26 protein-coding genes and 2 pseudogenes are annotated in these 24,922 nt (G+C 68.8%); 15 read left to right on the top strand and 13 right to left on the bottom strand.

Annotated features, from left to right (window positions below; all coding sequences use genetic code 11):
* Positions 1-17: 17 nt before the first annotated feature.
* From IPN47_10090 to fabF, 4 genes are read left to right on the top strand one after another with little or no spacing between them, the layout of a single operon-like run.
* Positions 18-497 (top strand): flavin reductase family protein, encoded by a 480-nt coding sequence (locus IPN47_10090; protein MBK9408386.1) that lies wholly within the window; start codon positions 18-20, stop codon positions 495-497.
* A gap of 9 nt (positions 498-506) precedes the next feature.
* Complete coding sequence (locus tag IPN47_10085) at positions 507-1,256, top strand: methyltransferase domain-containing protein (GenBank protein MBK9408385.1); 750 nt, start codon at positions 507-509, stop codon at positions 1,254-1,256.
* On the top strand, positions 1,235-1,804 hold the full coding sequence (locus IPN47_10080) for an SRPBCC family protein (protein ID MBK9408384.1): 570 nt from the start codon (positions 1,235-1,237) through the stop codon (positions 1,802-1,804). Before IPN47_10085 ends, IPN47_10080 begins: the two co-directional genes overlap by 22 nt.
* Positions 1,801-3,042 (top strand): beta-ketoacyl-ACP synthase II, encoded by a 1,242-nt coding sequence (gene fabF, locus IPN47_10075; GenBank protein MBK9408383.1) that lies wholly within the window; start codon positions 1,801-1,803, stop codon positions 3,040-3,042. Before IPN47_10080 ends, fabF begins: the two co-directional genes overlap by 4 nt.
* 157 nt (positions 3,043-3,199) lie before the next feature.
* Here the strand turns inward: fabF and IPN47_10070 are convergent, their stop codons facing one another.
* The 6 genes and pseudogenes from IPN47_10070 to IPN47_10045 all read right to left on the bottom strand — a co-directional run bounded on the left by IPN47_10070 (position 3,200) and on the right by IPN47_10045 (position 7,321).
* Positions 3,200-4,396, bottom strand: coding sequence for a hypothetical protein (locus IPN47_10070; protein ID MBK9408382.1), 1,197 nt, complete (start codon positions 4,394-4,396; stop codon positions 3,200-3,202).
* Between the two features lie 234 nt (positions 4,397-4,630).
* The gene (locus IPN47_10065) at positions 4,631-5,173 is read right to left on the bottom strand and encodes an inorganic diphosphatase (GenBank protein ID MBK9408381.1); all 543 of its coding nucleotides are present in this window, start codon (positions 5,171-5,173) and stop codon (positions 4,631-4,633) included.
* Between the two features lie 186 nt (positions 5,174-5,359).
* On the bottom strand, positions 5,360-5,695 hold the full coding sequence (locus IPN47_10060) for a hypothetical protein (GenBank protein ID MBK9408380.1): 336 nt from the start codon (positions 5,693-5,695) through the stop codon (positions 5,360-5,362).
* A gap of 118 nt (positions 5,696-5,813) precedes the next feature.
* Positions 5,814-6,392, bottom strand: coding sequence for a substrate-binding domain-containing protein (locus tag IPN47_10055; GenBank protein ID MBK9408379.1), 579 nt, complete (start codon positions 6,390-6,392; stop codon positions 5,814-5,816).
* Positions 6,393-6,682: 290 nt separating this feature from the next.
* A pseudogene (locus IPN47_10050) lies at positions 6,683-6,862 on the bottom strand (LacI family DNA-binding transcriptional regulator).
* A gap of 156 nt (positions 6,863-7,018) precedes the next feature.
* Positions 7,019-7,321, bottom strand: coding sequence for an STAS domain-containing protein (locus tag IPN47_10045; protein MBK9408378.1), 303 nt, complete (start codon positions 7,319-7,321; stop codon positions 7,019-7,021).
* Positions 7,322-7,711: 390 nt separating this feature from the next.
* On the opposite strand from IPN47_10045, the gene acs reads away from it, so the two are divergent.
* The gene (gene acs / locus IPN47_10040) at positions 7,712-9,676 is read left to right on the top strand and encodes an acetate--CoA ligase (protein ID MBK9408377.1); all 1,965 of its coding nucleotides are present in this window, start codon (positions 7,712-7,714) and stop codon (positions 9,674-9,676) included.
* Positions 9,677-9,922: 246 nt separating this feature from the next.
* Positions 9,923-10,333: a hypothetical protein gene (locus IPN47_10035; protein ID MBK9408376.1), complete on the top strand. Its 411-nt coding sequence runs from the start codon at positions 9,923-9,925 to the stop codon at positions 10,331-10,333.
* Between the two features lie 194 nt (positions 10,334-10,527).
* Here the strand turns inward: IPN47_10035 and IPN47_10030 are convergent, their stop codons facing one another.
* Entirely contained in the window at positions 10,528-10,722 is a 195-nt protein-coding gene (locus IPN47_10030; GenBank protein ID MBK9408375.1) for a 30S ribosomal protein S21, read from the bottom strand.
* A gap of 132 nt (positions 10,723-10,854) precedes the next feature.
* The gene (locus tag IPN47_10025) at positions 10,855-11,067 is read right to left on the bottom strand and encodes a cold-shock protein (protein ID MBK9408374.1); all 213 of its coding nucleotides are present in this window, start codon (positions 11,065-11,067) and stop codon (positions 10,855-10,857) included.
* A gap of 278 nt (positions 11,068-11,345) precedes the next feature.
* Between IPN47_10025 and IPN47_10020 the strand changes: the two are divergent.
* From IPN47_10020 to IPN47_10010, 3 genes and pseudogenes are all read left to right on the top strand, one after another.
* Positions 11,346-12,919 (top strand): annotated as a pseudogene (locus IPN47_10020) (DEAD/DEAH box helicase).
* A 25-nt stretch (positions 12,920-12,944) separates the two neighbouring features.
* Positions 12,945-13,307: a DbpA RNA binding domain-containing protein gene (locus IPN47_10015; protein ID MBK9408373.1), complete on the top strand. Its 363-nt coding sequence runs from the start codon at positions 12,945-12,947 to the stop codon at positions 13,305-13,307.
* A gap of 71 nt (positions 13,308-13,378) precedes the next feature.
* Positions 13,379-14,848, top strand: a complete 1,470-nt coding sequence (locus tag IPN47_10010) for an SDR family oxidoreductase (GenBank protein ID MBK9408372.1) — start codon at positions 13,379-13,381, stop codon at positions 14,846-14,848.
* A 157-nt stretch (positions 14,849-15,005) separates the two neighbouring features.
* On the opposite strand, the gene IPN47_10005 is transcribed toward IPN47_10010, so the two are convergent.
* Positions 15,006-16,265: a FecR domain-containing protein gene (locus tag IPN47_10005; protein MBK9408371.1), complete on the bottom strand. Its 1,260-nt coding sequence runs from the start codon at positions 16,263-16,265 to the stop codon at positions 15,006-15,008.
* Positions 16,266-16,463: 198 nt separating this feature from the next.
* Between IPN47_10005 and IPN47_10000 the strand changes: the two genes are divergently transcribed.
* Entirely contained in the window at positions 16,464-17,357 is an 894-nt protein-coding gene (locus IPN47_10000) for a hypothetical protein (GenBank protein MBK9408370.1), read from the top strand.
* Positions 17,358-17,471: 114 nt separating this feature from the next.
* Here IPN47_10000 and IPN47_09995 read toward each other — a convergent pair whose 3' ends face one another.
* Both IPN47_09995 and IPN47_09990 read right to left on the bottom strand, forming a co-directional pair.
* Positions 17,472-18,248 (bottom strand): DsbA family protein, encoded by a 777-nt coding sequence (locus tag IPN47_09995; GenBank protein MBK9408369.1) that lies wholly within the window; start codon positions 18,246-18,248, stop codon positions 17,472-17,474.
* On the bottom strand, positions 18,197-18,496 hold the full coding sequence (locus IPN47_09990; protein MBK9408368.1) for a hypothetical protein: 300 nt from the start codon (positions 18,494-18,496) through the stop codon (positions 18,197-18,199). Before IPN47_09990 ends, IPN47_09995 begins: the two co-directional genes overlap by 52 nt.
* 242 nt (positions 18,497-18,738) lie before the next feature.
* Between IPN47_09990 and IPN47_09985 the strand changes: the two genes are divergently transcribed.
* Positions 18,739-19,638, top strand: a complete 900-nt coding sequence (locus tag IPN47_09985; protein ID MBK9408367.1) for an alpha/beta hydrolase — start codon at positions 18,739-18,741, stop codon at positions 19,636-19,638.
* 43 nt (positions 19,639-19,681) lie between these two features.
* Complete coding sequence (locus tag IPN47_09980; GenBank protein MBK9408366.1) at positions 19,682-19,957, top strand: hypothetical protein; 276 nt, start codon at positions 19,682-19,684, stop codon at positions 19,955-19,957.
* Positions 19,958-20,045: 88 nt separating this feature from the next.
* Here IPN47_09980 and IPN47_09975 read toward each other — a convergent pair whose 3' ends face one another.
* Positions 20,046-20,528 carry a hypothetical protein gene (locus tag IPN47_09975; GenBank protein MBK9408365.1) on the bottom strand — a complete coding sequence of 161 codons (483 nt, stop codon included), beginning with the start codon at positions 20,526-20,528 and terminating at the stop codon, positions 20,046-20,048.
* Complete coding sequence (locus IPN47_09970) at positions 20,525-21,055, bottom strand: CDP-alcohol phosphatidyltransferase family protein (GenBank protein MBK9408364.1); 531 nt, start codon at positions 21,053-21,055, stop codon at positions 20,525-20,527. Before IPN47_09970 ends, IPN47_09975 begins: the two co-directional genes overlap by 4 nt.
* 261 nt (positions 21,056-21,316) lie before the next feature.
* Between IPN47_09970 and IPN47_09965 the strand changes: the two genes are divergently transcribed.
* Genes IPN47_09965 through IPN47_09955 form a run of 3 tightly spaced genes read left to right on the top strand, consistent with a single transcriptional unit; the run spans position 21,317 to position 24,870 of the window.
* A complete protein-coding gene (locus IPN47_09965) occupies positions 21,317-22,843 on the top strand; it encodes a hypothetical protein (protein MBK9408363.1) in 1,527 nt (508 codons plus the stop codon).
* Between the two features lie 7 nt (positions 22,844-22,850).
* Complete coding sequence (locus IPN47_09960) at positions 22,851-23,570, top strand: DUF2461 domain-containing protein (GenBank protein ID MBK9408362.1); 720 nt, start codon at positions 22,851-22,853, stop codon at positions 23,568-23,570.
* A 43-nt stretch (positions 23,571-23,613) separates the two neighbouring features.
* Positions 23,614-24,870: a serpin family protein gene (locus IPN47_09955; GenBank protein ID MBK9408361.1), complete on the top strand. Its 1,257-nt coding sequence runs from the start codon at positions 23,614-23,616 to the stop codon at positions 24,868-24,870.
* Positions 24,871-24,922: the final 52 nt, after the last annotated feature.

Below are 24,922 nucleotides of genomic sequence, written 5' to 3'. Positions count from 1 at the left end.
CCCACCAACGCTCCAGCATGCCCCTCGACTCCGACCTCTATCGCAGCGTCCTCGGCCGCTTCGCCTCCGGCGTCACCGTGGTGACGGCCCAGGGCGCCGATGGCCGCGACCATGGCATGACGGTCAGCGCCTTCTCGTCGCTCTCGCTCGCCCCCCCGCTGATCCTCGTGTGCATCGATCGCGGCGCGTCGGTCTACGCCGCCCTGCGCGACGCCGAGTGGATCGTGGTCAACATCCTCAGCGCCTCGCAGGAGGCCCTGTCGCGGCGCTTCTCGCACAGCGACGCCGAAGCGCGCTTCGACGGGATCGGCTTTACCCGCGCCCCGCACGGCGCCCCGATCCTCGACGACGTCCTCGCCCACCTCGAGTGCCGCATCACCGCACGCCATGACGAAGGCGACCACACCATCCTCGTCGCCGAGGTGGAGATGGGTGCCGCACGCGACGAGCGTCCGCTCCTGTACTATCGGGGGGGCTACGCGCAACTCGAGCGGTAGGGGCCACGCGTGCTGACCCCCCGCCGCCACCGCGGACACGAGATCCTCGACGGGGACGACGTCCCGTTGCAGCTGCGGGCCCGCTCGCACCGGGACATCGCCGTCGCCAACACGGTCTTCGGCGGGACGCGCGCCCTGCTCGCGGCGCTGGGCGAGTGCACCGAGCGCCTCCCCCGTGAGGCCACCTTCCTCGACGTGGGGACGGGGACGGGCGAAGCGACCGCGCACGTCGCGCGCTTTTGCGCCCGGCGGGGGATCGCGATGCGCACCCTGGCCCTCGATCTCGATCCCGCCCTCGCCGCCGGTGCCCGGCGCCACGCCGATCACGGGATCTGCGCCTCGGCGTTGCAGCTCCCTCTGGCCGATCGCAGTGTCGACGTGGTCGCGTGTGCGCAGGTCGCCCATCACTTCGAGGGGGCGGCGCTCGCCGGGCTCCTGCGCGAAATGCACCGCGTCGCCCGCCACCGCGTGATCGTGAGCGACCTGCGACGCAGCTGGCTGGCCGTCGCCGGGCTCTGGCTCGCCTCGTTCCCGCTGGGATTTCACGCCGTGAGCCGGCACGACGGGATCGTGTCGATCCTCCGCGGCTTCACGGTGGCGGAACTGGAGGCGCTGGTGTATGACAGCGTCGGTGCACGCGCCGACGTGCGCCGGCGCGCCGGCTTCCGCCTGACCGCCGCGTGGGATGCCCCTCCCCTCGCCGACACGACCTTCTCCCGCCCCACGCCACACGCCGCATGCGCGAACCGTTCTCGTTAGGCCCCCTCCCGGTCGGCACGGCCATGGAAACCGTCGACGAACGTGTCGTGCGCGCCAGCGTCGCCGACATCTTCGCCCTCGTGCGCACCGTCGAGCACTGGCCCGCCTACCTGCCGCACTATCGCTTCGTACGCTTTCGCGAGCGGGCGCGTGACGGCGGCGGCATCGTCGAGATGAGCGCCAACCGTCCGTTCGGCCTCGTCAACTGGCCCACCTGGTGGCTCTCGGAGATGCAGGTGGATCCCGATCGCCCCGCCGTCCGCTTCCGGCACATCGGAGGCATCACGACGCGCATGGACGTGGAATGGGCCTTCGAGGCGCTCCCCAACAACCAGGGGACGCACGTGCGCCTCGTCCACGTGTGGGACGGGCCGCGCTGGCCGCTCATCGGCGTCTTTGCTGCCACGATCGTCATCGGCCCGATCTTCGTGCACGGGATCGCCTCGCGCACGCTCGAAGGGCTGGCACGCGTGGCCGAAGGCACCGCCGGTGCCCTCGCCGCACGCGTCGCCCCGTCGCACTCCCCCTCGCACCCCCCGTCCGCATGAGCAGGCGTCGTGTCGTCATCACCGGGATCGGAGCCATCACCCCGATCGGAGTCACCCGCGACGGCCTCTGGTCGGGGCTGCAGGCGCGCCAGTCGGCCGTCCGCGCGCTCACGCGCTTCGACCCGTCCATCTTTCGCTCGCATAACGCGGCCGAGGTCCCCGACTTCATCGCCACCGACCACGTCGACGCCAAGCGCGCCAAGCGACTCGATCGCTTCGGGCAGTTCTCGGTCGCTGCGGCCCGCATGGCGGTGGAGGATTCGGGGCTCGACCTCGCTCGGGAGGATCGCGAGCGCGTGGGGGCCATGATGGGAACGGCCCTCGGCGGCGTGGGCTATGCCGAGGAACAGCTCGGCGTCTTCCTGCGCGAGGGGCTGCGCGCCGTGGACGCCACGCTCGCCCTCGCCGTCTTCGGCGGTGCGTCCAGCTGCAACATCGCCATCGAGTTCGGCGTGCAGGGCCCCAACAGCACCAACGCGATGAGCTGCGCCTCGGGGACGATCGCCATCGGCGACGCCTTCCGGCAGATTCGCGACGGATATGCCGACGTCATGATCGCCGGCGGTGCCGAGGCCCCGCTCGCCCCGCTGTGCTTCGGCGCCTTTGCCCTCATTCGCGCGATGTCCACGCGCAACGACGACCCGCGTCGCGCCTCACGCCCGTTCGATCGCGACCGCGACGGCTTCGTGATGGGCGAGGGCGCGGCGGTGCTGATCCTCGAGGAGCACGAGCGCGCCGTGTCGCGTGGCGCCCCCATCTACGCGGAACTCCTGGGGTTCGGCCAGACCAACGACGCGTTCCACATGACCGCCCCACGCCCCGACGGAAGCCAGGCGGCGCGCGCGATGAGGCTTGCCCTGTCCGACGCGCGGCTCGGGGCCCACGAGTTGGGCTACGTGAATGCGCACGCCTCGTCGACCCCGCTCAACGACCCCACCGAGACGCTGGCCATCAAGGAGGTCCTGGGGGAACGAGCGTCGACGATCCCGGTGAGCGGCACCAAGGGTTACTACGGGCATGCGTTAGGCGCATCTGGCGCGATCGAGGCCGCCATCTGCGCGCTCGCGCTGCAGCGGGAGTGGCTCCCCCCGACCGTGAACCTCGATGCCGCCGACGACGCCTGCGACCTCGCACACATCGCACGCGAGGGGAGCGCGATGCGCGTCGACCACCTCATCAGCAACTCCTTCGGCTTCGGTGGGATCAACGCCGCCCTCGTCATGCGGCGCTGGCACTAGGCCGCGACGACGCACGTCTCGCCCTCGGCGCGGCGCAACAACCACGCACCATGTCTCCGTGGTGCGCTGGCCGGGCCGGCGGTGCGATCGACCGGTCGAGCGGGTGGAGGGGACGTGTACCGCGAGGCCAGGAGGACGACCGGCTCCCGAGGACTCGTCAGGCGAGGGCGCCGCGGAGGGCAGGCCACGGAGGAAGGACCTCCGTCACGTCCGGCCAGCTGCGTCGCCAGCGCGCCGACGCCTCACGCGCCGCCTCGGCCAGTGTATGCAGGGCGGTGTCGCCGGTGCAGCGTACGGCGAGGCGATCCAGGGTGCTAAGGACCGCCTGGCGCGCACTCCACGCGTCCACCCACGGACAGTCCCGCTCGCGCGCCTCGCGCGGGAGCCACGCCAGCAAGGCAAGGGCGCGGTAGGCCACGACGGCGACGTACGAGTCGTCGTCGGTCGACACGGGCCAACCGAGCGCGGCGCGCGCCGCGGCATACTCCCGGGTCAGCCCCTGCACGAAGTCGTTGGGGAGTGGACAGAGGACGTCCCATGCCGCGAGGTCGTACGCCGGATGACGCGCCGCACCGTACTCGAAGTCGACCAGGCGGGCCTCGCCGCTCTCCGGAAGGAAGAGCACGTTGCTCGGCGCCGGATCGCCGTGCGTGAGCGTGAGGGCCCCGCGGTCGGCATACCAGGCGGTGACGATGCGCGTGAGCGCCCGCCGCACGCGCGAGTCCTCGTCCGACAGCTGCAACCATTCGAGGGCCCGCGGCAGACCGTCGGTCCAGTCGCCGAGTTCACGGGTGAGGCCACCGGAGCGCAGCGCCTCGGTCCTGGCGACGAGGGCGCGCCCCTCCACGTGAAGGCGGGCATACGCGCGGGCCATGCGGGCCAGGCCCTGCTGTACCTCCCCCGGGGTCCCCTGCTCGAGCACGCGCGTGAGCGTGTCGTCGCCGGCGTCCACCATCGCGAAGCCGCGCGCCTCGCCGTGTTCGGCCACGACGTCCGGCACGACGCCGAGCCCGGATAGCGCCAGCATGTGCCGCAGGTCGGCATCGGCGAGGTCGGCCTCGTCTCCCGCCAGCTTGAGCACCAGCGTCGGCGAGCCGTCGACGGCGACGCGCGCGCGCACCACGACGTTCCGGTGGCCGCGCCGCAGCACGGTGAACGGATGCACACCACGCCACGCCTCGCCGACCGACGCGAGCCCATCGACGAAGTCGCGCGCCTGGCGCAGCAGCGCGGTGGCGTGGACCGGAAGAGGGGGCGTCGTCTCCTGTCGTCCGGGCAGGTACGGATGCTCCATATCGTTGGTCGGCAGGAGGCCGTACCGGCGGAGCACACCACGGTTAGGGGTGGCGCTCACGGGCGCGGCCTCGGTCCTCGTGCGACGGGGTCCCCGATGGCGCGATCATCTTCGCCCTCGCCGCGCGGATGGGCAAGCCCATCTGAACGAATGGGGACCGACCTCGGCTTCGCCAACGAAAAAGGCGGCGCTCGCTAGGACCTCGGTCCTATTGAACGCCGCGTCTCGAACCTTTTGCCTAACGGGTTTTGTTATCGGTCGCCGAGCGCCGCGCCAGCCCCGGACCGGGGCGGGTTACGGCCCCTCCGTCAGGTACCGCGCCGCATAACGGGCGATCGACTCCTGGATCACGCGCATGGCAACCTCGCTCTTTTCCCATCCGACGATCTGCATGCGCTTCCCCTCCAGATCCTTGTAGATCTGGAAGAAGTGCTCGATCTCGGCCAGGTAGTGCCGCGGGAGGTCGGCGATGTCGTAGTATTCGTGATGCAGCGGGTCGTGCGACGGGACGGCGAGGATCTTGTCGTCCGGCTCCCCGCGGTCGAGCATCTTGAGCACGCCGATGGGGCGCGACTGGATCTGGCACCCGGGAAAGGTCGGCTCGTCGATCCGCACGATGATGTCGAGCGGGTCGTTGTCCTCGTGCAGGGTGCGCGGGATGAAGCCATAGTCACCCGGGTAGTGCACCGCCGAGTAGAGCACGCGGTCGAGCTTGAACAGCCCCGACTCCTTGTCCAGCTCGTACTTGTTGCGGCTCCCCTTGGGGATCTCGATAACCGCCGTGACCTCGTCTGGCGGGTGGGGGCCAGGCGGGAGATCGCGCCAAGGATGAATCATGCCGGAGGGCTTCGGTCGCTAGGGTGTCGTGGACGGAGGCGCCGATGTGCGCCCCTCTGCCAAACATAACGACGACCGTCCGGTCGGTGTAACGGAGTCGCCCCAAAGCCGCGCAGTGTCCCGCTCGATCGTGCCCCCGAGAGCAACGCCCGAGGTGCTCCGGGGCGCGTCGTGGCGCCGCCCCGATCAGCGCCCCGATGAACGCTCCGTCAGCCGCTCGGCAGCGCCCTCCGCCGGGCGCTGGGCGAGACGCTCCACGGGACGCTCGGCAGGCCGTTCGGCCAGAAGGCGAGCGGTGAAGCGCTGCCCCTCGGAGATACGCTCCACTTCGATCGCCATCGAGTCGATGGCCTGCTCCATCCGCGCCAGGCGATCGTCGAGCTGGCCGAGCTGGCCACTCCCCAGCGCCGATGGCTCTCGCTTCGACGACAGATAGCGCAGGACGCTCACGATCAGGGTGACCGTGATGCCGCCTCCGGTGAGAATGGCGGTCATCGCGAGTATGAATTCAGACTGGTCCATGCGGTCGCTCCGACGAGAGAGGGTAGGCGTCGTCCCCGTACGCCGAGACGCAGCCGCGAGTGTCAGCGAGGGATCCGGGCGCAGCAAGGCCTCCGCCGAGGCGACGAGCGCCGCCCTGCTACTCTCGCGGAGGAGCCGCGCACGAGGAGCGCACCACGAGCCGCGTCGGCAGGCGCTCGTGTCGCCGCTCCGACACGGGTTCCCCCTTGAGCGCCGCAATCAGGCGCGTGACGGCACGCTCACCCATCTCGAAGACGGGAACGTGCACCGACGACAGCGGCGGCGACATGTAGTGCGCCAACGGAATGTCGTCGAAGCCCACCACCGTCATGTCCTCGGGAACGCGAAGCCCGGCGTCGTGCACCGCGGCAAGCCCACCGATCGCCATCGAGTCGTTGGCGCAGAAGATCGCCGTCGGTCGATCGGGGAGGGCCAGCAATTCCTGCACGGCGCGGTGGCCAGAGGCCTCGCTGAAATCGCCCTGTGCCTCGTAGCGCTCGTCGGGGGTGATTCCCGCCTCGACCAGCGCATGCCGATACCCCTGCAGGCGCTCGGCGGTGTCGAAGTGCCCCTTCTCTCTCCCATGACCATCGCGATGCGTCGGTGCCCGAGCTTCACGAGATGACGCACCATGGCCTCGGCACCGCCCACGTTGTCGATCGCGATCACCTGATAGTCCTCGTCGCGCGCTTCGCACGAGAGCAGGATCACTGGGAGCGACGGTGGCAGGTTCTCGACCAGGGTCGCCGCGTCGAAGTGCGGGGACATCGCGATGACACCGTCGGTGCGACCGCGCATCGCGCGCATCGCGGCCTCCATCTCTGCCTTCCTGTTGTGTGATCCCGAGAGGAGGAGATGGTAGCCGTGATGTTGCGCCGTCTGGTCGATGCCGCGGATCATCTCGGAGAAGAAGCCACCGTAGAGATCCGGGAGGAGGACGCCGATGGTGCTCGTCTTCGACGTGATGAGCGACCGTGCTCCGCCGTGCGGAACGTAGTGCAGCGCGTTCGCCGCCTCGTGAATGCGCTCGGCGGCTTCCGGACTGACCGGACCGCTCTTGTTGAGCACACGTGATACCGTTGCCACCGACACACCCGCCCGCTTCGCGACGTCCTTGATCGTGACCATCTGAGGGGAAGAAGTACCTCGAAACTGGGTGCCGGCCATTCGCCGGACACGGGGGAAGCGATCGAATAGGAATTTGGTCCGTTTACCAGCAGATGAGAACCCGGAACAAAAAGAACGGGTAAGAGCGACGCGCCCGACCCTGGAGTGGGGCGGGCGCGTCTGGGGCACCTGACGGCGCCGGACCTGCAAGATCGGTCAGACGAATTCGAACAGCCCTTCCAGCTTGGTCAGGGCGAGGAGCGACCGGATGTTGTGCTGCGTGTTGAGCAGTCGGGTCGACAGCCCGCGCTCGCGCGCGCGCTTCTGGACCAGGACGAGGATGCCAAGGCCGCTGGCGTCGACGTCGCGTGTCTCCCCCATGTCGATGGCCAGAAGCGGTGAGCCCTCGTCTCCCGCCCGTTCGAGAGAATCGAGCGCCGCGCAGCGAAAGTCGACTCTCGTTTCGGCAACGAGGCGTATGGGCGCCTGGATCATGTTCGCTTCGGCGACTGCAGGCATGGCGTCGATTGAAAGAGAGAGGGAATTCGCCGCGGACCGCGTGGCGTTGGCACCGACGGTCGGTCTGGTCGACGATGACTATGGCGAACGGCGTGCCAGCGCGCAGCGGCGTGGGTGAAGTCGTTGCCCCACCGTGACTTGGTCGTTGGCAGGCGGTCGTTGGCGGCCGGCGGGCTGGCGGCATTTCGCGGCACGCTCCCCACTCTGCCGCACCAGCGGGTCGCGCAGCTGCCGGCACGCATTCCGGGGTCAATCTCCGGTTGCAGAACGTCGCGCGACGCCGCAGACTCGGGGCGCCCCGGGGGCGCCAGGTGCTGCGTGCGTCCCCGCCGCGCGCCGCGGCCACCGGCCGATCGGTCGCATGCTCACCGCCTTCGCCACTCCGCCGTCATGTCCGACATCGACGTCCTGCTGCAGGAGAATCGCAAGTTCCCGCCGAGCGATGCCTTCGCCCGCGCCTCTCACGTCAACTCCACGGAGATGTACGAGCGCGCAGCGCGCGACTACGAGGGGTTTTGGGCTGAGCAGGCCGGATCGCTCGACTGGTTCACCCGCTGGCACACGGTGCTCGACTGGCAGGCCCCGCGCGCGAAGTGGTTCGAGGGAGGCACACTCAACGTCGCGTACAACTGCGTCGACCGGCACATCAACACGGCGCGGCGCAACAAGGCGGCCATCATCTTCGAAGGCGAGCCGGGTGATCGTCGCACCCTGACCTACTGGGACCTGCACATCGAGGTTCAGAAGTTCGCCAACGTCCTCAAGAAGCTCGGCGTCACGCGCGGCGACCGCGTGGGGATCTACCTCCCACTCGTTCCCGAAGCCGCCATCGCCATGCTCGCCTGTGCGCGCATCGGCGCCATCCACTCCGTCGTCTTCGGCGGCTTCTCGCCCGAGTCGCTGCGCGACCGGATGAACGACGCGCAGGCGAAGGTGGTCATCACGGCCGACGGTGGCTATCGCCGCGGGCAGATCATTCCACTCAAGCGCAACACCGACAAGGCGCTGGAAGACGCCCCCTCGGTCAAGCACGTGGTCGTGGTGCAACGCCGCACGTCGGGACCCATCGGCGAGGCATACGTCGAGATGCAGGAGGGGCGCGACCATTGGTGGCACCGCCTCATGCAGCAGGCGGACGCCTCCTGCCCGCCGGAGCCGATGGAGTCCGAGGACGTGCTGTTCATCCTCTACACATCCGGAACGACCGGCAAGCCCAAGGGGATCGTCCATACCACGGGAGGCTACCTCACCGCGGTGGCCTATACCACCAAGTACGTCTTCGACCTTCGCGACGAGGACGTCTTCTGGTGCACCGCCGACGTGGGGTGGGTGACCGGTCACTCGTACCTGGTCTATGGCCCGTTGGCCAACGGCGCCACCTGCGTGATGTACGAAGGGGCCCCCGATTGGCCGGAGAAGGACCGCATGTGGGAGATGTGCGCGCGGCACGGCGTCACGGTCTTCTACACGGCGCCGACCGCCATTCGCGCCTTCATGAAGTGGGGGCACGACTGGCCGGACGGCCATGACCTGTCCCGCTTGCGACTGTTAGGGAGTGTCGGAGAGCCGATCAACCCCGAGGCGTGGATGTGGTACCACACCCACATCGGCCAGGGGCGCTGCCCGATCGTTGATACGTGGTGGCAGACCGAGACCGGGGCCATCGTCATCTCACCGCTCCCCGGCGTGACGCACACCAAGCCCGGCTCGGCCACGCAACCACTGCCGGGCTACTCGGCCGAACTGGTCGACTCGGCCGCCAAGCCGATCCCCGTCGGCGGTGGGCTGCTCACCCTGACGCGCCCGTGGCCCTCGATGCTGCGGACGATTTGGGGCGACGACCAGCGCTACGTCGACACGTACTTCTCCAAGTGGCCCGGGCGTCCCGACCTCTATTTCGCGGGAGACGGCGCCAAGCGCGACGACGAAGGCTACTACTGGATCCTCGGACGCGTGGACGACGTCCTCAACGTCGCGGGGCACCGCATCGGGACGATGGAGGTGGAGAGCGCCCTGGTCGAACATCCCTCGGTGGCCGAAGCGGCCGTGGTGGGCAAGCATCACGAGCTCAAGGGTCAGGCAATCGCTGCCTTCGTCACGCTGCGCACGGGATTTCACCAGAGCGGCGAATTGCGCGACGAGCTGCGCGACTTCGTGGCCCAGAAGATCGGGGCCATCGCCCGCCCGGACGACATCCTGTTCAGCGCCGACCTGCCCAAGACGCGTTCGGGGAAGATCATGCGCCGTCTGCTGCGCGACATCGCGGAGGGGCGTGCGTTAGGCGACACGACGACCCTGGCCGATCCCCATGTGGTCGCGAGCCTCAAGGACCAGTACGAGTCGCAGGAGTCGTAACTGCGGACGGGAGACGGGAGACGGGAGTGTGCCCTGCGGGTACGGTGTGCGTTCTGGCAGGGGGCGGCTGGTGCTGCTTGGCGCGATGGCGCCGAGCGGGCATTCGCCCGGCGTGAGACGCGCGCTCGCCTGCTGCGGGACCCAGCGCACAGACGTTATCGTTGTGACGTGACAAGATGACGCGCACGACCGACGACGAGTTCGCTTCCGGACTCGCGTCTTCCGTCTCCCGTCTCCCGTCCCTCCATGCCCTCCCTCCTGCGTCGCATCTTCCCTGAGTCGCTCTTCCCGCGTCGTCTGGACGAGGGGGCGGAGCGGCGCATGCGGTTGGCGCAGGCGAGAGCCGAAGAGGCGATCATCGAGACGCACGTGCGGAACGCGTTGATGTTCATCGACACGCTGTCCGAGGACATGGCGTTCGACCGAGCCATCGACACCTACGTGCGAGTGATGGGGGTGCCGGAGCCGCTGGCTTCGCTGGTGGCGACGCGCGTGCTGGTCGAACTCGGCGAAGAGCTGGTCCCGCGTCGGGCGCTCCGCCCGAAGGCCTCGCGCGACGTCTCCGTGGAGATCGAGGGTGACGGTGCCGACGCCCCGACGTTGGTGGACCGCCCGGCCCTGCGGCTCAGCGACTCGAGCGCGGCGATCGATCGATAGCGCGCGTTCGCGGGGTGCCGGCGCTCCTCGCGCGGCGAGTCCTGCTGGGTGGTTGGCGCCCGGGCGTCTCTCGAAGGTCGACGGCGTTCACCGTGGCGACGGGACCGGATGGAATCTGGGTATTTGGGGTCCCCGCAACGGCGAAACCCCCGGACCCTATCGGGGCCGGGGGCGAAAGACAAATCTCGCGTGATTTACTCGGACGGACGCGGCTTCTGCCGGGCGCGGCGACGCGCCGCAGCCGACTTGAGCTGACGCGCTTCGCTGGGCTTCACATAGTGACGCTTGCGGCGCAGCTCCTTCAGGATGCCGGACTTCAGGACTTTCTTCTTGAAAGCCTTGAGGGCCCACTCCAACCGATCGCCTTCGTCGAGCTTGACTTCAATCATTTTGGATTACTCGATGGGGACGCCGCAGCTGCGGCGACGGATGAGTCGTCTTTCGCGAAACGACGGGTCGGCCTACTCTCGAGGCCGACCCGTCGCCGTGGAGTCGCAGTATAACCGCGACTCCGGGCCGTGCTAGCGGCCGAGCTTCACGACGTTCTCGGCGGCGGGGCCCTTCTGGCCCTGCACAACCTCGAACTCCACGCGCTCACCCTCGGCGAGGGACTTGAAGCCCTTGCCCTGGATGGCGGAGTGGTGCACGAAGCAGTCCTTCTGCCCGTTCTCAGGGGTGATGAAGCCAAAGCCCTTGGCGTCATTGAACCACTTCACGGTGCCGGTGATACGCATTGCCGTACTCCTAAGTGTTGTTGTGGTCGGAGTCCGGTGATGCCGTACGTCCCGACACGCAGGTGATTCGTGGACCTACGCCCCCACGACGGGCCGCATCTCGGGACCGAGGGACACGCCATCGATTCCGGGGATACGCCAAACTGAAAAGGGACCACCGCGAGAGCGAGGTCCCATGGTCTTTACAAACTACACGCAAAATCGCGTTACAACGGAAGGGTGAAGGTACGATACGAACCCCGATCTGTCAATAACGCCGATTGCGACTACCTTCCGTCATGACCCCACGCTCCCATTCTACTCCACCGACTCCCCCCGACGCGGGCGACTCGGCTGATATAAACGCACTTGGCGGCTTCTCCGACCTCGGCCTCGACGAGCGGATCCTCTCCGCGCTCACGGCCCTCGGCTACGAAGAGCCGACCCCCATCCAGCGCGCTGCCATCCCCGCCCTGCTGGCCGGCGGTGACGTGCTCGCGCAGGCCGCCACGGGGACCGGCAAGACCGCTGCCTTTGCCCTCCCCCTCCTGCACCGGCTCTCCCCCGACGCCCCGGCGCGGCAGCGCACCGCCGCCCTGATCCTCGTCCCCACGCGTGAGCTGGCGATGCAGGTGGCGGAGGCGGTGCACCGGTACGGGAAGGTCATGCACGTCGTGGCCCTCCCCATCTACGGCGGCGCCTCCATGGAGACGCAGATCCGCGCGCTCAAGCGTGGCGTCGACGTGGTCGTCGCCACCCCCGGGCGCGCGCTCGACCACATTCGCCGCGGAACGCTGCAGCTCGACTCGGTGCGCACCGTCGTCCTCGACGAGGCCGACGAGATGCTCGACATGGGCTTCGCCGAGGACCTGGAAGCGATCCTCGAGGCCACGCCCGAGGAGCGCCAGACGGCGCTCTTCTCCGCCACGCTCCCGCCGCGTATCGCCGCGATCGCCGGCAAGCACCTGCGCGACCCGGAAACGATCAAGATCGATCGTGAGCCGGTCGCCGCCGGCAAGTCGGCCAAGGTCCGTCAGGTCGCCTACATCGTGCCGCGCGCCCACAAGATGGCGGCCCTGGCGCGCGTGCTCGACATCGAGCACCCGACGTCGGTCATCGTCTTCTGCCGCACCCGCACCGAGGTCGACGAACTCACCGAAACGCTCAACGCGCGCGGGCACCGCGCCGAGGCGTTGCACGGCGGGCTCTCGCAGGACCAGCGCGACCGCGTGATGAAGAAGTTCCGCGCCAACAAGGCCGACCTGCTCGTCGCCACCGACGTTGCAGCTCGCGGCCTCGACGTGCAGCACGTCTCGCACGTGGTGAACTACGACGTGCCGTCGGCGTCGGAATCGTACGTGCATCGCATCGGGCGCACGGGGCGCGCCGGGCGCGAGGGCGTGGCCATCACGCTGGCCGAGCCGCGCGAGCATCGCCTGCTGCGGAACATCGAGTTCCTCACGAAGCAGAAGATCGAAATCGCGCAGGTCCCGACGGTGGCCGACCTGCGCTCACGACGCCTCGAGTTGACGCGCGCCTCGCTGCGCGAGACGATCCTCGCAGGGGAGCTCGACACCTTCCGCGGGATCGTGGAGGCGCTGGCCGACGAGTTCGACCTCATGGACATCGCCGCCGCCGCGGTGAAGCAGATCGAGTCGCGCGAGGGGACGCCGGACGAGGAAGAGGAAATCCCGACCGCGCCCACCCGCCGCGAGCGCACCGCCGACAATCGCGCCAAGCGCGAGGGGAGCTACGAGCGTCGAGAGGAGACGACGCGCGAGCGCCCGCCGCGCCGGTCGGCTGGCGACGAGGAGCGTCCGTCGCGCAGCGCACGCACCACCGAGCGTCCGTCGCGCAGTGCGCGCACGACTGAGCGACCGGAGCGCGCGACGCGCCCCGTGTCCGACGAGGTGCCCGCTCGTCGCGCCCCGCGGCGTGAGGAGGGGATCGCCGAGAGCGAGTCGAAGCGTCCCGCGTTCGCCCCGTTGCGGGACAAACGCCCCCGTGCGCAAGGCCCGGCCTGGGACGTGGCGCGGCTGTACATCGGCGCCGGCCGTACCGCCAAGGTGCGTCCCGGTGACCTGGTCGGGGCGATCGCCAACGAAGCCGGGATCGACGCGCGCGCGATCGGTGCAATCCAGATCGCCGACCGATTCTCGATCGTCGAGGTCCCCGAGGAGATCGCCGACGATGTGGTCGATGCCCTGCGCAACAGCACCATCAAGGGGAAGAAAGTGCTGGTGCGACGCGATCGCGCGTAGGGCGCGCGCCCGACGCGGGGACGACGGGAAAACGCGTGAACTCGTGCACGGGGATGGAGCGTTGAGCAGTAATGGCTCCTGACCCGTCGTCCCCACTCGTCCTCGTCACCGGCGCCACCGGCTACATCGGCGGACGGCTGGTGCCGCGATTGCTGGCGGCGGGGTATCGCGTGCGCTGCATGGTGCGCGATCCGTCGCGGCTCGAGGGGCGACGGTGGCGGCGTGAGGTCGAGGTCGTCGCCGGGGATGTGTTGCACCCCGAGACGCTCGCCTCCGCCCTCGCCGGCGTGGACACCGCGTTCTACCTCGTGCACAGCATGGCGGGCGGGCACGAGTTCCACGAGAAGGACATGCAGGGGGCGCGCAACTTCTCGCGTGCCCTGCGTGACGCGGGCGGGAGGCGAATCATCTACCTCGGCGGACTGGGAGATCCCGCGGCGGAGCTCTCCGTCCACTTGCGTTCACGCCAGGACACGGGCGATGCCCTGCGCGAGGCCGGACTCCCGGTCACGGAGTTCCGCGCCGCGGTGATCGTCGGGTCGGGGAGCCTGTCGTTCGAACTCGTCCGCTATCTCACCGAGCGCGTCCCGGTGCTCATCTGCCCGCGGTGGGTCTTCACCCGCGTGCAGCCCATCTCGACCCGCAACGTGCTCGAGTATCTCGTCGCGTCGTTGTCGACGCCGGCGAGCATCGGCCAGACAATCGAGATCGGTGGGGCCGACATCCTCACCTACGCCGACATGATGACGGGCTATGCGCGCGTGCGCGGGCTGTCGCGGCGGGTCGTCTCCGTACCGTTTCTCACCCCGGGGTACTCGGCGGGGTGGGTGCACCTGGTCACGCCGGTCCCGAGCCAGATCGCCAAGGCGTTGATCGAGGGGCTGCGCAACGAGGTGGTGATGCACAGCGACGCGGCGCGCCGGATCTTCCCCGCCATGCGCCTGCTGAGCTACGAGGAGTCCGTGAAGCTGGCGCTGGAACGGCTCGACGCGGGCAAGGTGGAGACGATCTGGAGCGACGCCCTGTCGACATCGGTGGGGGACGCCGCGCCGGTGTTGCTGACGACGCGTGAGGGGATGGAGATCGAGCGGCGGCAGCGCGTCGTCCGCGCCTCGCCGGCGGCCGTGTTCCGGGCCTTTACGTCGTTAGGCGGCGAGCGCGGGTGGCTGTCGATGAACTGGGCCTGGCAGGTGCGCGGCATCCTGGATCGCATGGTGGGCGGCGTCGGGATGCGGCGCGGGCGACGTCACCCCAGCGAGGTGCGCGCGGGCGACGCCATCGATTTCTGGCGCGTGGAACGGGTGGAAGACGAACAGCTGCTGCGCTTGCGCGCCGAGATGAAGGTCCCGGGGCGCGCGTGGCTGGAGTTCACCGTCACGCCGCACGAGTCCGGCGGATCGTTGTTGTCGCAGTCGGCGCTCTTTGCGCCCAAGGGGCTCCTGGGCTGGGCGTACTGGTACGCCATGTCGCCATTCCACGCGTGGATCTTCAGCGCCATGATCCGCCAGATCGGGGGGATCGCGGAGCGCGACGGCCGCTGAACGCGGCGGCCGCTGCGCGCGACGGCCGCTGCATGTGACGGCCGCCCGGCGGGGGCGCGTGTCTTTCGCAGCAGGTGGAGGGGGCGAACGCAAACGCCCGGCGGCGCCAGGATCGGCACCGCCGGGCGGCGGCCAGGGAGGAGCGGCCGCGTGAGGGCTACTTCTTCGCGGCGGGGACGTGCCCGATGTCGTAGAGCATCATCGTCTTGTCGTCCCAGCCAAACTTCATGCTGCCGGATTCCTCGAGGTCGGCAATCATCTCCTTCGACGAGTCCAGCGAGGCATCGATCGAGACCTTGCGCTCCATCAGCGCCTGATCCGACGGCACGAGGGCGATGCCGTACCAGCGCCGAGTCTGCTCGAGCGCCTGGCGCAGCGTGCGATTGACCACCACGAGGCGACCGCTCGTCCAGGCGAGCGCTTCATCCTGCGCGCTCTTGTCGGCCTCGCTGAAGGCCCCCTTGGCATCCACCATCATCGCCTGACCGGCGGCGACCGGCTTCACCACCTCGCCAAAGCGGAAGTTGACCGAACCTTCCTCCACCCGCACGAGGGAGACGTGGGTCGCCGTGTCGTAGTTGACGGCGAACTTGGTCCCCGTCGCCACGACCGACGCCTCACCGACGCGCACCTCGAAGGCCATGAGGTCCTGCTTGGCGATCTCAAACGACGCGGTGCCGGTCACCCGCACGGCGCGCACTTCCTTGTTGAAGCCCGGAGGAATCAGGAGCTTGGAGTCGGCACCGATGGTCGCCTTGGTCCCGTCGTCCAGCGTCATCGAGCCGATCTGTCCGAACTTGGACATGATCTCCTGCGAGTCGGGATGCTTGAGGAAGCGCGTCACCTTCTCATCGGGCGATTCCCGGAAGATCGTGAAGAGGAGCCCGGCCACGACGGCGACGGCGGCCAGCAGGTACGCCAGCGTGATCAGCGGCGACCGACGCTTGCCGACGGCCGCCATGTGCTCCGCGGCGTTGTGGCGCGACATCTCGGCCTTGGCCGCCATGCTGGCGGCATCGGGCGGCGGCGCATGCAGGGTGTTGGCGATGTGCTGCCAGGCCTCGTCGACCGTCGCGGCGGCGTGGCCGTTGGCGCGATTGACGTGCACCCCCTCGTGCGACTCGAACCGATGCAACGCCGCGCGCCGCGACTTCTCGCGAATGGCCCCTTCGTGAACCGCATGGTGCAGGAACTCCTCCAGCGACGCGGTCGTCTCGAACGACTCGTGCTTCTCCCACGCCCGCAGGACCGCCGTTTCCACGACGCGCGGGGCAAGGGTGGCATCATCGAGGTGTGCTTTCGCTTCCTCGACGAGTGCATCGAAGTGACTCCGGAAGAGACGTTCGAGTGTCTTCTCGTCTCCCCGGCGTACACCGTCCAGCACGTCGTTCGTGAGAGGGGTAAACGTCGCGGGCATGGCGACCTCCGTTCGCAGGTATGTGGAAATGCTGTTACTAGGGTCCGTCTTTGCGCCAGAGGGTGCAACACGGGTTTCTCCCCTGCTGGGCTCGGGTGATCCCTGACGGGGCCTCCTGAGCGCGGGGGTAGCTCGCCGCTGTCGGCCCGGGGGGTAGATTGGCCCGGATGTTCGTTGCCCTCGCTCCGTGTCCCGCCGATGCCCACTGACCGCGTCCGCTCCGAGTCGGCCGCCGCCGTGCTGGCGGGGGATCCCGACTTCCTCGTCCTGCGGCGCCTGCCGCGCGTGGATCGGTACGCGGGGCCCGACGGCGAGACGCTCAAGCGCGCCTTCTTCGTGGACGTGGAGACGACGGGACTCGAGGCGTCGTCCGACGCGATCATCCAGTTCTGCGGCGTCCCCTTCGACTATGCCCCTGCGAGCGGTCGTGTCTACGGCATCCATCCGGCCATCACCTGCTACGAGGATCCGGGGCGCCCGATTCCGCCATTCGTGGTGGAGAAGACGGGGATCACCGATGCGATGGTGGCCGGACAACGCCTGGACGAGGCGGCCATCGGCGCCGCGTTAGGCAGTGCGGTGCTGGTGATCGCCCACAATGCCGCCTTCGACCGTGGCTTCCTCGATCGTCGGCTCCCCGCGTTTGCGGAGAAGCACTGGGCCTGCTCGCAGGTCGATGTCCCGTGGGCCAGCCACGGCTACGACTCGGCCAAGCTCGAGTTCCTGCTCTACAAGCATGCGCGCACGTTTTACGAGGCACACCGCGCCGACGAGGATTGTTACGCGGGGATCCACCTGCTGGCGACCCCGCTTGCCGACGGCGACCTCCCGATGCGCCTCCTCCTGGCGAGCGCGCGCCGCACGATGTGGCGTGTAGCGGCGACCGCGGCCCCCTTCGAGTCGAAGGACCTCCTCAAGGGGCGCAGCTATCGCTGGAACGCGCAGAAATCGGTGTGGTGGCGCGACGTCGCGGATGGCGAGAAGGAGGAGGAGTTGCGCTGGCTCCGCGAGACGGTGTACCGCCGCGCCGACGCGACGCCGCTGGTGGAAAAGATCGACCCCAAGCGTCGCTTCGCGAACGATCGCGGGTAGGTCCGGCCGGGGGACGCGTGCCCGATGCTCCAACGACAGGCCCCGTCGCACAAACGCGCCGCCCCCTGTGAAGGGAGCGGCGCGCAGGACACACTCGGAGCGCAGGTCGAGGCGCTACGGCTTCGCGGCGGTATCGGCGGCCGGTGCGGCGGCGGCCGGCGGCAGTTCGGCCTTGGCGCTGTCGACGTACGCCTTGAACTTGTCAAACGAGATGCTGCCGGGGACCATGCGCGACCCGATGATGAAGGTCGGCGTGGAGCCGACCATGCGACGCTCGGCCTCGGCGCGGTGCGACTGGATGTTGCGCAGGAACTTCTGGTCGTCGAAGCACTGCTCCCACTTGCCGACGTCGAGACCGATCGTCTCGGCGTAGCCCTTGAAGACCCCCTTCGGGCGCGACGTCGCTTCGCCGTTCCACTGGTCCTGTCCCTGGAAGATCAGGTCGTGCATCTGCCAGAACTTCCCCTGCTCGTTGGCGCAGGCGGCGGCGTGCGAGGCCGGCCAAGTGTTCTTGTGCCCGGGAAGCGGATAGTCGAAGAAGCGGTAGCTGATCTCTCCCGTCTCGATGAGGCGCTGCCGGACATCGGGCTCGGTGAGGACGTAGAACTGCCCACACGCGGGGCATTCGAAGTCGGCGAATTCGAGGACCTGCACCGGTGCATCCTCGCGTCCGAGCAGGTATCCCGACGCCGTGGGGAGCGGGATCGACGGATCGACGCGCGTGCTATCGGGGGTCGCGGACGGCTGCGTGACGCGATAGATGATGAACACGCCGACGAGGGCGGCGACGAGCCCCAGGATGGCGTAGAAGTTCCCCTGGCGACCCTTGGCGCTCTTCTTCACCACGTTGGGTCCGCGTCCTCGTCCGGCATCCACTGGTTGCTTGGCCATTGCTCCTCTGTCGGCTCCTTCGCATCGGCGACGATGCGTTTGTGTTCGGCGATCTCGGGGGTGTCGTACGTGCAGCGCACTTCGTAGTGGAACAGCTCGCTGCGGATGTCCCCGAGGAGCTTCTGCAACTCTGCCGCATTGTCGAGCAGTGCTCCGCGCTGGTCGAGAAAATGAATCCGCTCGGCCAGCGCGCGCAGCAATTCCTGCAGGTTCCTCGACCGCCCCTCGTCGTACGTCTGCTCGGACATGGGTTCCTGCCTCGGTCGATGGGACTCCGTGCGCGTATGCTGGTGACCGGCGCGCGCGCAACGAGGGAATTCTAGGAGCAGGAGCGAGTTCGAGGGAGTAGGGCGCGCCTGCGATTACCGGGCGATTCGCCGCGGCGCGCCGTTGCACACCGCCGGGGTGGACCGCGGTGCTTAGATTCCCCCTCGCCTGCTCGAGCTGATGGCGGGCGACCGTCCTGTCCGCTGCCCTCACTTTCCCCGGCGTGAGCGTCCCCTCCGATCCCGACATCTTTCGCGTCCCGGTTGGCCCCGGGGCGATGCACGTGGAGCGGTTCGGCTTCGGGGGGACCCCGGTGGTCCTCCTGCACGGATTCGGGACGTCCGCCTTCCTCTGGCGGCACGTCGCGCCGATGCTGGCGGTTCGACAGATGACGGCGTACGCGGTCGACCTCTTTGGCTATGGGGAGTCCGATCGCCCGTTCGACGCCGACTTCGGGGTGCGGGCGCAGGCCGACTACCTGGACCGCGCCCTGACGGCGCTGCAGCTCCCCACGGTCACCGTGGTGGGGGTCGACGTCGGCGCGATCGTGGCGATGACGCTGGCGACGGTTCGTCGTGACCGCGTGGCCAAGCTGGTGCTGATCGGGGCGCCGCCGCTCGGCGACATTCAGGGGCCGGCGATTCGCGAGCTGCAGCGTGACACCGCCAAGCACGCCCTGCGGCTGTCGCGCGGGCTCTTTGGCGCCTCGTCGCTGCTGACTCCATTCCTCGAGGAATCGGTGGATGCGCCGCGGCACATGCCGGCGGTCCTGATCGGACGCTACCTCGCCCCGTACCTCGGGCGCGACGGCGCCAATCACCTGCTCGCACTGGCCGGGGCGCTGGAGGAGGAGGAGCTGGAGGAGCTGTCGCCGCCCGGGATTCGGCAGGAGACGCTGGTGGTGAGGGGGACGCGGGACCGCTGGTGCACCAAGGCGATAGCGGAAAACCTTGCCGATCAGCTCCCGAGCGGCCGATACGAGACTGTAGATGAGGTCGGCCACCTGGTCCCGGAGGAGGCTCCCGAAGTCCTGGCCGAGCTGGTGTGGCGGTTCGTGCACGGGGGTTCGGCCGCGCGAGAACGTTCACCAGATGCTGCGCGTAACTTTGGCGGACGCAGCTGATCGATTAGCTTTCCATCCTGTACACACCTTTCAACCCGAGGACATGGCGAAGAAACCCGTCCGTCGTCACACGCCGTCGGCCTTGCCGACACCGTTCGATGAAGCCCGTGACGAGCTGTTCCAGCACATCATGCAATGCGGAGTCATCGGTTCCGAGCCCGATCATCAGGGCGAGTGGTTCGCGGAAACGATGAAGTACCTCGCCGAGCGTTTTCACGAGCTGTCGCCTGAGCAGTTGCAGCAGATTCGCCTGCTTGGTGAGCGCTTTGTGCAACCGCCGAAGCAGAGCCGGAGCAACGAAGCGATCACCGCGGCGTAGCACGATCGACCCCCTCGACCTTGAGGGGGTTTTGCTTTTCGTGCGGTAGCCGGTCGGGGGTGCCTAACGCCCATCGGCGCGGGCGTGCCTAACGCCCGCTGCGCCGCGCGCGTCGAACGGCCACGCCCATCCGCACGCCGCCACCGAGCGAGAGCTCGGCCGCGATGGCGCGTCCGCTCCGCACGCGCGACTCGACGCCGACGCCGACCATCACGCGCGGGCGCCACCCTTCGAACGGGTCATGCATCGCACTGAGTCCCCCCAGGCCATACAGGCCGAGGGGGAACTCGCGATACGGGTCGAGCAGGAAGCGCGCGACGAGGTCAGCGCGTGCGGCGCCGTGGGTGACGTCATCGCGGTGCGCGACCCCTCCGGCGACGATGGCGGCCACGCGCACGTAGATCCCCGCGGGGATGTTGAGCCCCAGGCCGAGCTGCAACGAGGGGGTGTCCGCGGCGACGAGGTCGACGCGCCCTTCGAATTGCCGGCCGGTCGGGCGCTGCGCCGCCAGGGGCGCCGCGACGGCCACGATCGCGAGCGTGGCGAGCCACCCGCGGTGCATCAGGTTCATGCGGTGCGCGCGCGCTCCCGCCAGAGCATGAGCGTGTAGTCGACGATGGCCCAGAGCGAGGCAACGCCGACGAGGTTGATGAAGAGGGTGGCGCGATGGGGTTGCATGAGGAGCGCAATGAGCGCCGCCAGCTGCAGCGTGGTCGCGACCTTCCCCGACAGGCGAGCGCGGAAGGTGATGGGCCGCAGCCACGAGACGGAGCGGGCGACGAGGAAGCCGACCGCAGTCATGAAGTCGCGCGAGATGAGCGTGAAGTACTGCGCCGTGTTGATCATCCCCTCGAACAGGAAGACGCAGACCGCGGTGAAGACGAACATGCGGTCGGCGATCGGGTCGATCAGCGCCCCCCAGCGGGTGGTGAGGTTGGCGCGGCGTGCGAGCCAGCCATCGAGGAAGTCGGTGAGCGTCGCGGCCAGGACGAGCCAGACGCGGACGGCCGGGGATGGGACCATGACGAACGCCGCCGCCATCACGAGTCGCGTCAGCGAGATGAGGCTGGGGATGTAGAGCAGGGGGCGTCGGTCCATGGCGAAGAAGCTAATTCTGGGGATGCGGAGCGGGGATAGGCGCGGCCCGTGCCGGTGCGGGAGCTCCGCCGCGCGCCGCTCCTCGCTTCCCTTCCGCCGTGGGTCGCGCTTGCTTGTGCGGGTGGACCGCCCGATGGGAGATTTCTGCGCGATCGCGCGACCGGCGATCCCCCGTCACTTCTCGCTCCCTCCCCCGCCGTGCCCCTCTCGACTCGTTATGCGCCGCGGCGCGGCACGCCCGCCTTGCGGGAGGGCTGACCCATGGTGTGGCGTACGGAGTGGACGCTGGCCGCCTATGCGGCGCTGTCAGCGGCGGTCCTGCTCTGGGACGTCCTGCTCGCAGGCCAGATCGCCAAGGCGCGTCGGCAGTCTCGCCTCTTCCTCGCCCTCACCTCGATCTGCGGACTGTTCATCGTCCCGGGGGCGCTCATCGTGCTCGCGGCGAACACGACGCTCACGGGACGCGTGGTGCACTTCGTGGCCGGGCTCTGGCCGCTCGTGCTCCTGTTCTTCGTGGCCCAGAGCGGCTACGCGCTGCTGCGCGGGCTCGTGACCCCGCTGTTCGCAATTCCGATCTTCGTCTTCAACTGCACGTTGTTTGTCGCCGCCCTCGCGCGATTCGCCGCCGAGTGGGTGGCGGAGCTCCCGTCCCCGCTCATCGGGGCGGCGGTCGCGCAGACCGGGGCGCTCGGCCTCGTCTTCGGGCGCGCCGCGCTGGCCTCGCCGTGGCTCGTCGTCCTCCCTCTCCTGTCGCCCGCCTACCCGGCGCGCTGGAAGGTGAGCAAGTCGGTGCGCGCGGTGCTGGCGCTCTGCGCAGCCGCATCCGTGGTGGTGACGGCCACGGAGTTCCCGCGCGCCGTCTACGCGGCCGAGTCGTTTTCCGGCTTCGGCGATGAGCGCCTGCAGGAACGCCCACGCGGCGACTTCACGCTCGGGCTGCACATCTTTCCAACGCTCGACGCCCCACCCCCGCCGTTGCCGCTGGCGCGCGACCTCGCGCTGGCCGATACGCTCGACGCGGGGGTGGTCAGTGTCACGCTGGCCACCGACGGGGTTCGGGCGCTGGTACTCGACTCGCTGGCCTCGTCACTGGAAGACATCCGGCGCGACTCCGTCTTGCTCGTGGTCACGCTCGGCTACAGCGTGCGCGACGCGGAACGCTACCAGCGCAGCCCGAGCGACTACATGGCCCAGCGCCTGGCGTTGATCGAGCAGATTGTGCGGCGCGTTCGCCCCGACATTCTCGTCCCGGCGCTCGACCCAGGCGAGGCCGGTACGATGGCGCTGGGGCGCGTGAAGCCCGCGTGGTGGCACGACTACCTCGAACGGTCGGCCGCGCTCGCGCACCGCCTGCGCCCGCGCACACGCGTCGCGCTCAGCGCGTCGTCGTTCACCGCCGGTGACTCGGCGCTCTACTTCTGGGGCGATCGCCGCCGGGACATCGACCTGCTCGGCTTCTCGCTGGCGCCGTCGTTCGGCGGCGGGGCATCACTGTCGGCGCGTTTGCGGCTGGCGGATCGCTGGATGCGCCGGTCGACCAAGGAGCAATGGATCTTCTCGGCGCGCGCCTTTCCGCGGACCTTCGGCGAGGGGAACCAGGAACGGGCCATCTGGGGAATCGTCGCCTGGGCGACGAGTCAAGCCAAGGTCCGCGCCGTCATCGTCGACGGGGCGGGCGACTACGAAGCGGTGGTCGGGCTGCGGGCGCCGGGAGGGCGCCTGCGCCCCGCCGCCACCACCGTGGCCCGCGCCCGAGCGGCACTGGCCGAGACCACCGAAGGACGATAGGAGCGCCATGACGATCTTTCCCGGCTTTGCGCCCGAGGCGTTGAAGTTCCTCAAGCAGCTCAAGCGCCACAACGAGCGCGAGTGGTTCAAGGCGCGGAAGGAACAGTTTGACGAGCTGCTGCTCGAACCGATGAAGCTGTTCGTGGAGGAGATGGACGTGCGGTTGGCGCGCACGGTCCCGGAAATCTCCGGCAGCCCCAAGCGTGCGATCTTCCGCATTTACCGCGACACGCGGTTCTCCAAGGACAAGTCGCCATACAAAACCCACGTGGCCTGCTGGTTTTCGCACGTTCGTGCGTCTCACGGAGTAGGAGGCGAAACGCACGGTGCCGGGGCCGGGTACTACTTCCACCTGGAGCCGGGGGAGTCGATCGTTGCTGGCGGCATCTGGATGCCGGCGCGTCCGACGCTCGCGGCGATTCGCGACGGGATCGCCGAACGTGGCGGAGAGTTGAAGAAGCTGCTGAAGGGACGAGCACTGGCGAGCCGCTTCGGCGCGCTGAGCGAGGAGGGGAAGTTGACGCGCACGCCGCGCGGCTACGATCCCGCGCACGAACACGCCGAGCTGTTGCGGCACGCCTCGTTCACGGTCTCGGCGCCGCTGGACGATGCCATGGTGGTATCGGGCAAGCTTGCGCAGCAGGTCGAAAAGGACTTCAAGGCGATGGCGCCCCTGGTGCGGTGGATCAATGACACGCTGGGGTACCCGCCGTCAGCGCAGCGTTAGGGGCTAGCCCGACCGGGACCACACGGACACAAGAGAGCGCACCATGAGCACGAGATACGCGGCGGTCGTCGGAACCCTTCTGCTCCTTGCCACGGCGTGCAGCGATCCGTCGGCGCCGGGAAAGACGCCGCAGGAGATCAAGGCGCTGCCGCGCGCGCTCTCGCCGGCCGAACAGGGGATCATCACGGCCGCCAACAGCTTCGGCTTCCGGTTGCTGGCCAGGGTGAACGCCGACACGCCGGCGGAAAACATCTTCATGTCGCCGCTGTCGGCGTCGATGGCGCTGGGGATGGCGATGAACGGGACAGCCGGGGCGACGCAGGATGAGATGCGTACGACGCTCGGCGTCGGCGCGATGGCGCGCCCCGACGTGCTGGCGGCATACCGCGACCTGATCGCCATGCTGCGCGGCCTCGACGCGCGCGTCGACTTCCGCATCGCCAACTCGATCTTCTACCGCAACTCGTTTGGTCCGGCGATCGAGCCGACGTTCCTCAGCGAGTCGAAGTCGTTCTTCGACGCCACGACGGCGCCACTCGACTTCGCCGCGCCCTCGGCGTTGGCAACGATCAACGGGTGGGCGAAGACGGCGACCAACGGCAAGATCGAGAAGGTGCTCGACGCGCTGAGCCCCGAGCTCGTGATGCTCCTCATGAATGCGATCTACTTCAAGGGCGACTGGCGCGAAGCCTTCGACCCGAAGCAGACGGTCCAGATGCCGTTCAGGCTGGAGTCCGGCTCAACGGTGCAGGTGCCGATGATGCGCCGGACGGACACGATGCGCGTGGCGGCCGTGGACGGCCGCACGTTGGTCGATCTCGGCTACGGCGGTGATGCGTTCTCGATGACGGTGATCCTGCCACGTGAGGGGGAGACGGCGCAGGCGCTGGTGAACTCGCTCAACGCCGCCACCTGGTCGACGGCGATCGCCGCGTTCGCGACCTCGGAGGTGGAGCTGAGTCTCCCGCGATTCAAGATGTCGTGGGAGCGGACGCTCAACGCTCCGCTGCAATCGATGGGGATGAAGCTCCCCTTCGCCGCCGGGCAGGCCGACTTCACGCGCCTCTCCTCGTCGATGGGACGCGAGCTGTACATCTCGTTCGTGAAGCAGAACAGCTTCGTGGACGTGAACGAGGTGGGGACCGAGGCGGCGGCGGTGACGACGATCGGCATCGGTGTGACCTCGCTCCCGCAGCGCACGATGGTACGCGTCGACCGCCCGTTCGTGTTCGCACTGCGCGAGCGGCTGAGCGGGACGATCCTGTTCGTGGGGAAGATCATGAACCCGCCGGCGTCGTGAGAAGACGGGAAGACGGGAAGACGGGAAGACGAGTTGGGTGTGTCGCGGCGCC

It is taken from the genome of Gemmatimonadota bacterium, from assembly GCA_016719105.1.
GTDB lineage: Bacteria > Gemmatimonadota > Gemmatimonadetes > Gemmatimonadales > Gemmatimonadaceae > SCN-70-22.
This window is presented reverse-complemented; position numbering and strand designations above follow the sequence as displayed.

What these genes read in the sequence shown, in the direction of transcription:
- IPN47_10090 (MBK9408386.1), top strand. Translation starts at nt 18, where the DNA reads ATGCCCCTCGACTCCGACCTCTATCGCAGCGTCCTCGGCCGCTTCGCC.
- IPN47_10080 (MBK9408384.1), top strand. Translation starts at nt 1,235, where the DNA reads ATGCGCGAACCGTTCTCGTTAGGCCCCCTCCCGGTCGGCACGGCCATG.
- fabF (MBK9408383.1), top strand. Translation starts at nt 1,801, where the DNA reads ATGAGCAGGCGTCGTGTCGTCATCACCGGGATCGGAGCCATCACCCCG.
- IPN47_10065 (MBK9408381.1), bottom strand. Translation starts at nt 5,173, where the DNA reads ATGATTCATCCTTGGCGCGATCTCCCGCCTGGCCCCCACCCGCCAGAC.
- IPN47_10060 (MBK9408380.1), bottom strand. Translation starts at nt 5,695, where the DNA reads ATGGACCAGTCTGAATTCATACTCGCGATGACCGCCATTCTCACCGGA.
- IPN47_10045 (MBK9408378.1), bottom strand. Translation starts at nt 7,321, where the DNA reads ATGCCTGCAGTCGCCGAAGCGAACATGATCCAGGCGCCCATACGCCTC.
- acs (MBK9408377.1), top strand. Translation starts at nt 7,712, where the DNA reads ATGTCCGACATCGACGTCCTGCTGCAGGAGAATCGCAAGTTCCCGCCG.
- IPN47_10035 (MBK9408376.1), top strand. Translation starts at nt 9,923, where the DNA reads ATGCCCTCCCTCCTGCGTCGCATCTTCCCTGAGTCGCTCTTCCCGCGT.
- IPN47_10030 (MBK9408375.1), bottom strand. Translation starts at nt 10,722, where the DNA reads ATGATTGAAGTCAAGCTCGACGAAGGCGATCGGTTGGAGTGGGCCCTC.
- IPN47_10025 (MBK9408374.1), bottom strand. Translation starts at nt 11,067, where the DNA reads ATGCGTATCACCGGCACCGTGAAGTGGTTCAATGACGCCAAGGGCTTT.
- IPN47_10010 (MBK9408372.1), top strand. Translation starts at nt 13,379, where the DNA reads ATGGCTCCTGACCCGTCGTCCCCACTCGTCCTCGTCACCGGCGCCACC.
- IPN47_10005 (MBK9408371.1), bottom strand. Translation starts at nt 16,265, where the DNA reads ATGCCCGCGACGTTTACCCCTCTCACGAACGACGTGCTGGACGGTGTA.
- IPN47_10000 (MBK9408370.1), top strand. Translation starts at nt 16,464, where the DNA reads ATGCCCACTGACCGCGTCCGCTCCGAGTCGGCCGCCGCCGTGCTGGCG.
- IPN47_09995 (MBK9408369.1), bottom strand. Translation starts at nt 18,248, where the DNA reads ATGGCCAAGCAACCAGTGGATGCCGGACGAGGACGCGGACCCAACGTG.
- IPN47_09990 (MBK9408368.1), bottom strand. Translation starts at nt 18,496, where the DNA reads ATGTCCGAGCAGACGTACGACGAGGGGCGGTCGAGGAACCTGCAGGAA.
- IPN47_09980 (MBK9408366.1), top strand. Translation starts at nt 19,682, where the DNA reads ATGGCGAAGAAACCCGTCCGTCGTCACACGCCGTCGGCCTTGCCGACA.
- IPN47_09975 (MBK9408365.1), bottom strand. Translation starts at nt 20,528, where the DNA reads ATGAACCTGATGCACCGCGGGTGGCTCGCCACGCTCGCGATCGTGGCC.
- IPN47_09970 (MBK9408364.1), bottom strand. Translation starts at nt 21,055, where the DNA reads ATGGACCGACGCCCCCTGCTCTACATCCCCAGCCTCATCTCGCTGACG.
- IPN47_09965 (MBK9408363.1), top strand. Translation starts at nt 21,317, where the DNA reads ATGGTGTGGCGTACGGAGTGGACGCTGGCCGCCTATGCGGCGCTGTCA.
- IPN47_09960 (MBK9408362.1), top strand. Translation starts at nt 22,851, where the DNA reads ATGACGATCTTTCCCGGCTTTGCGCCCGAGGCGTTGAAGTTCCTCAAG.
- IPN47_09955 (MBK9408361.1), top strand. Translation starts at nt 23,614, where the DNA reads ATGAGCACGAGATACGCGGCGGTCGTCGGAACCCTTCTGCTCCTTGCC.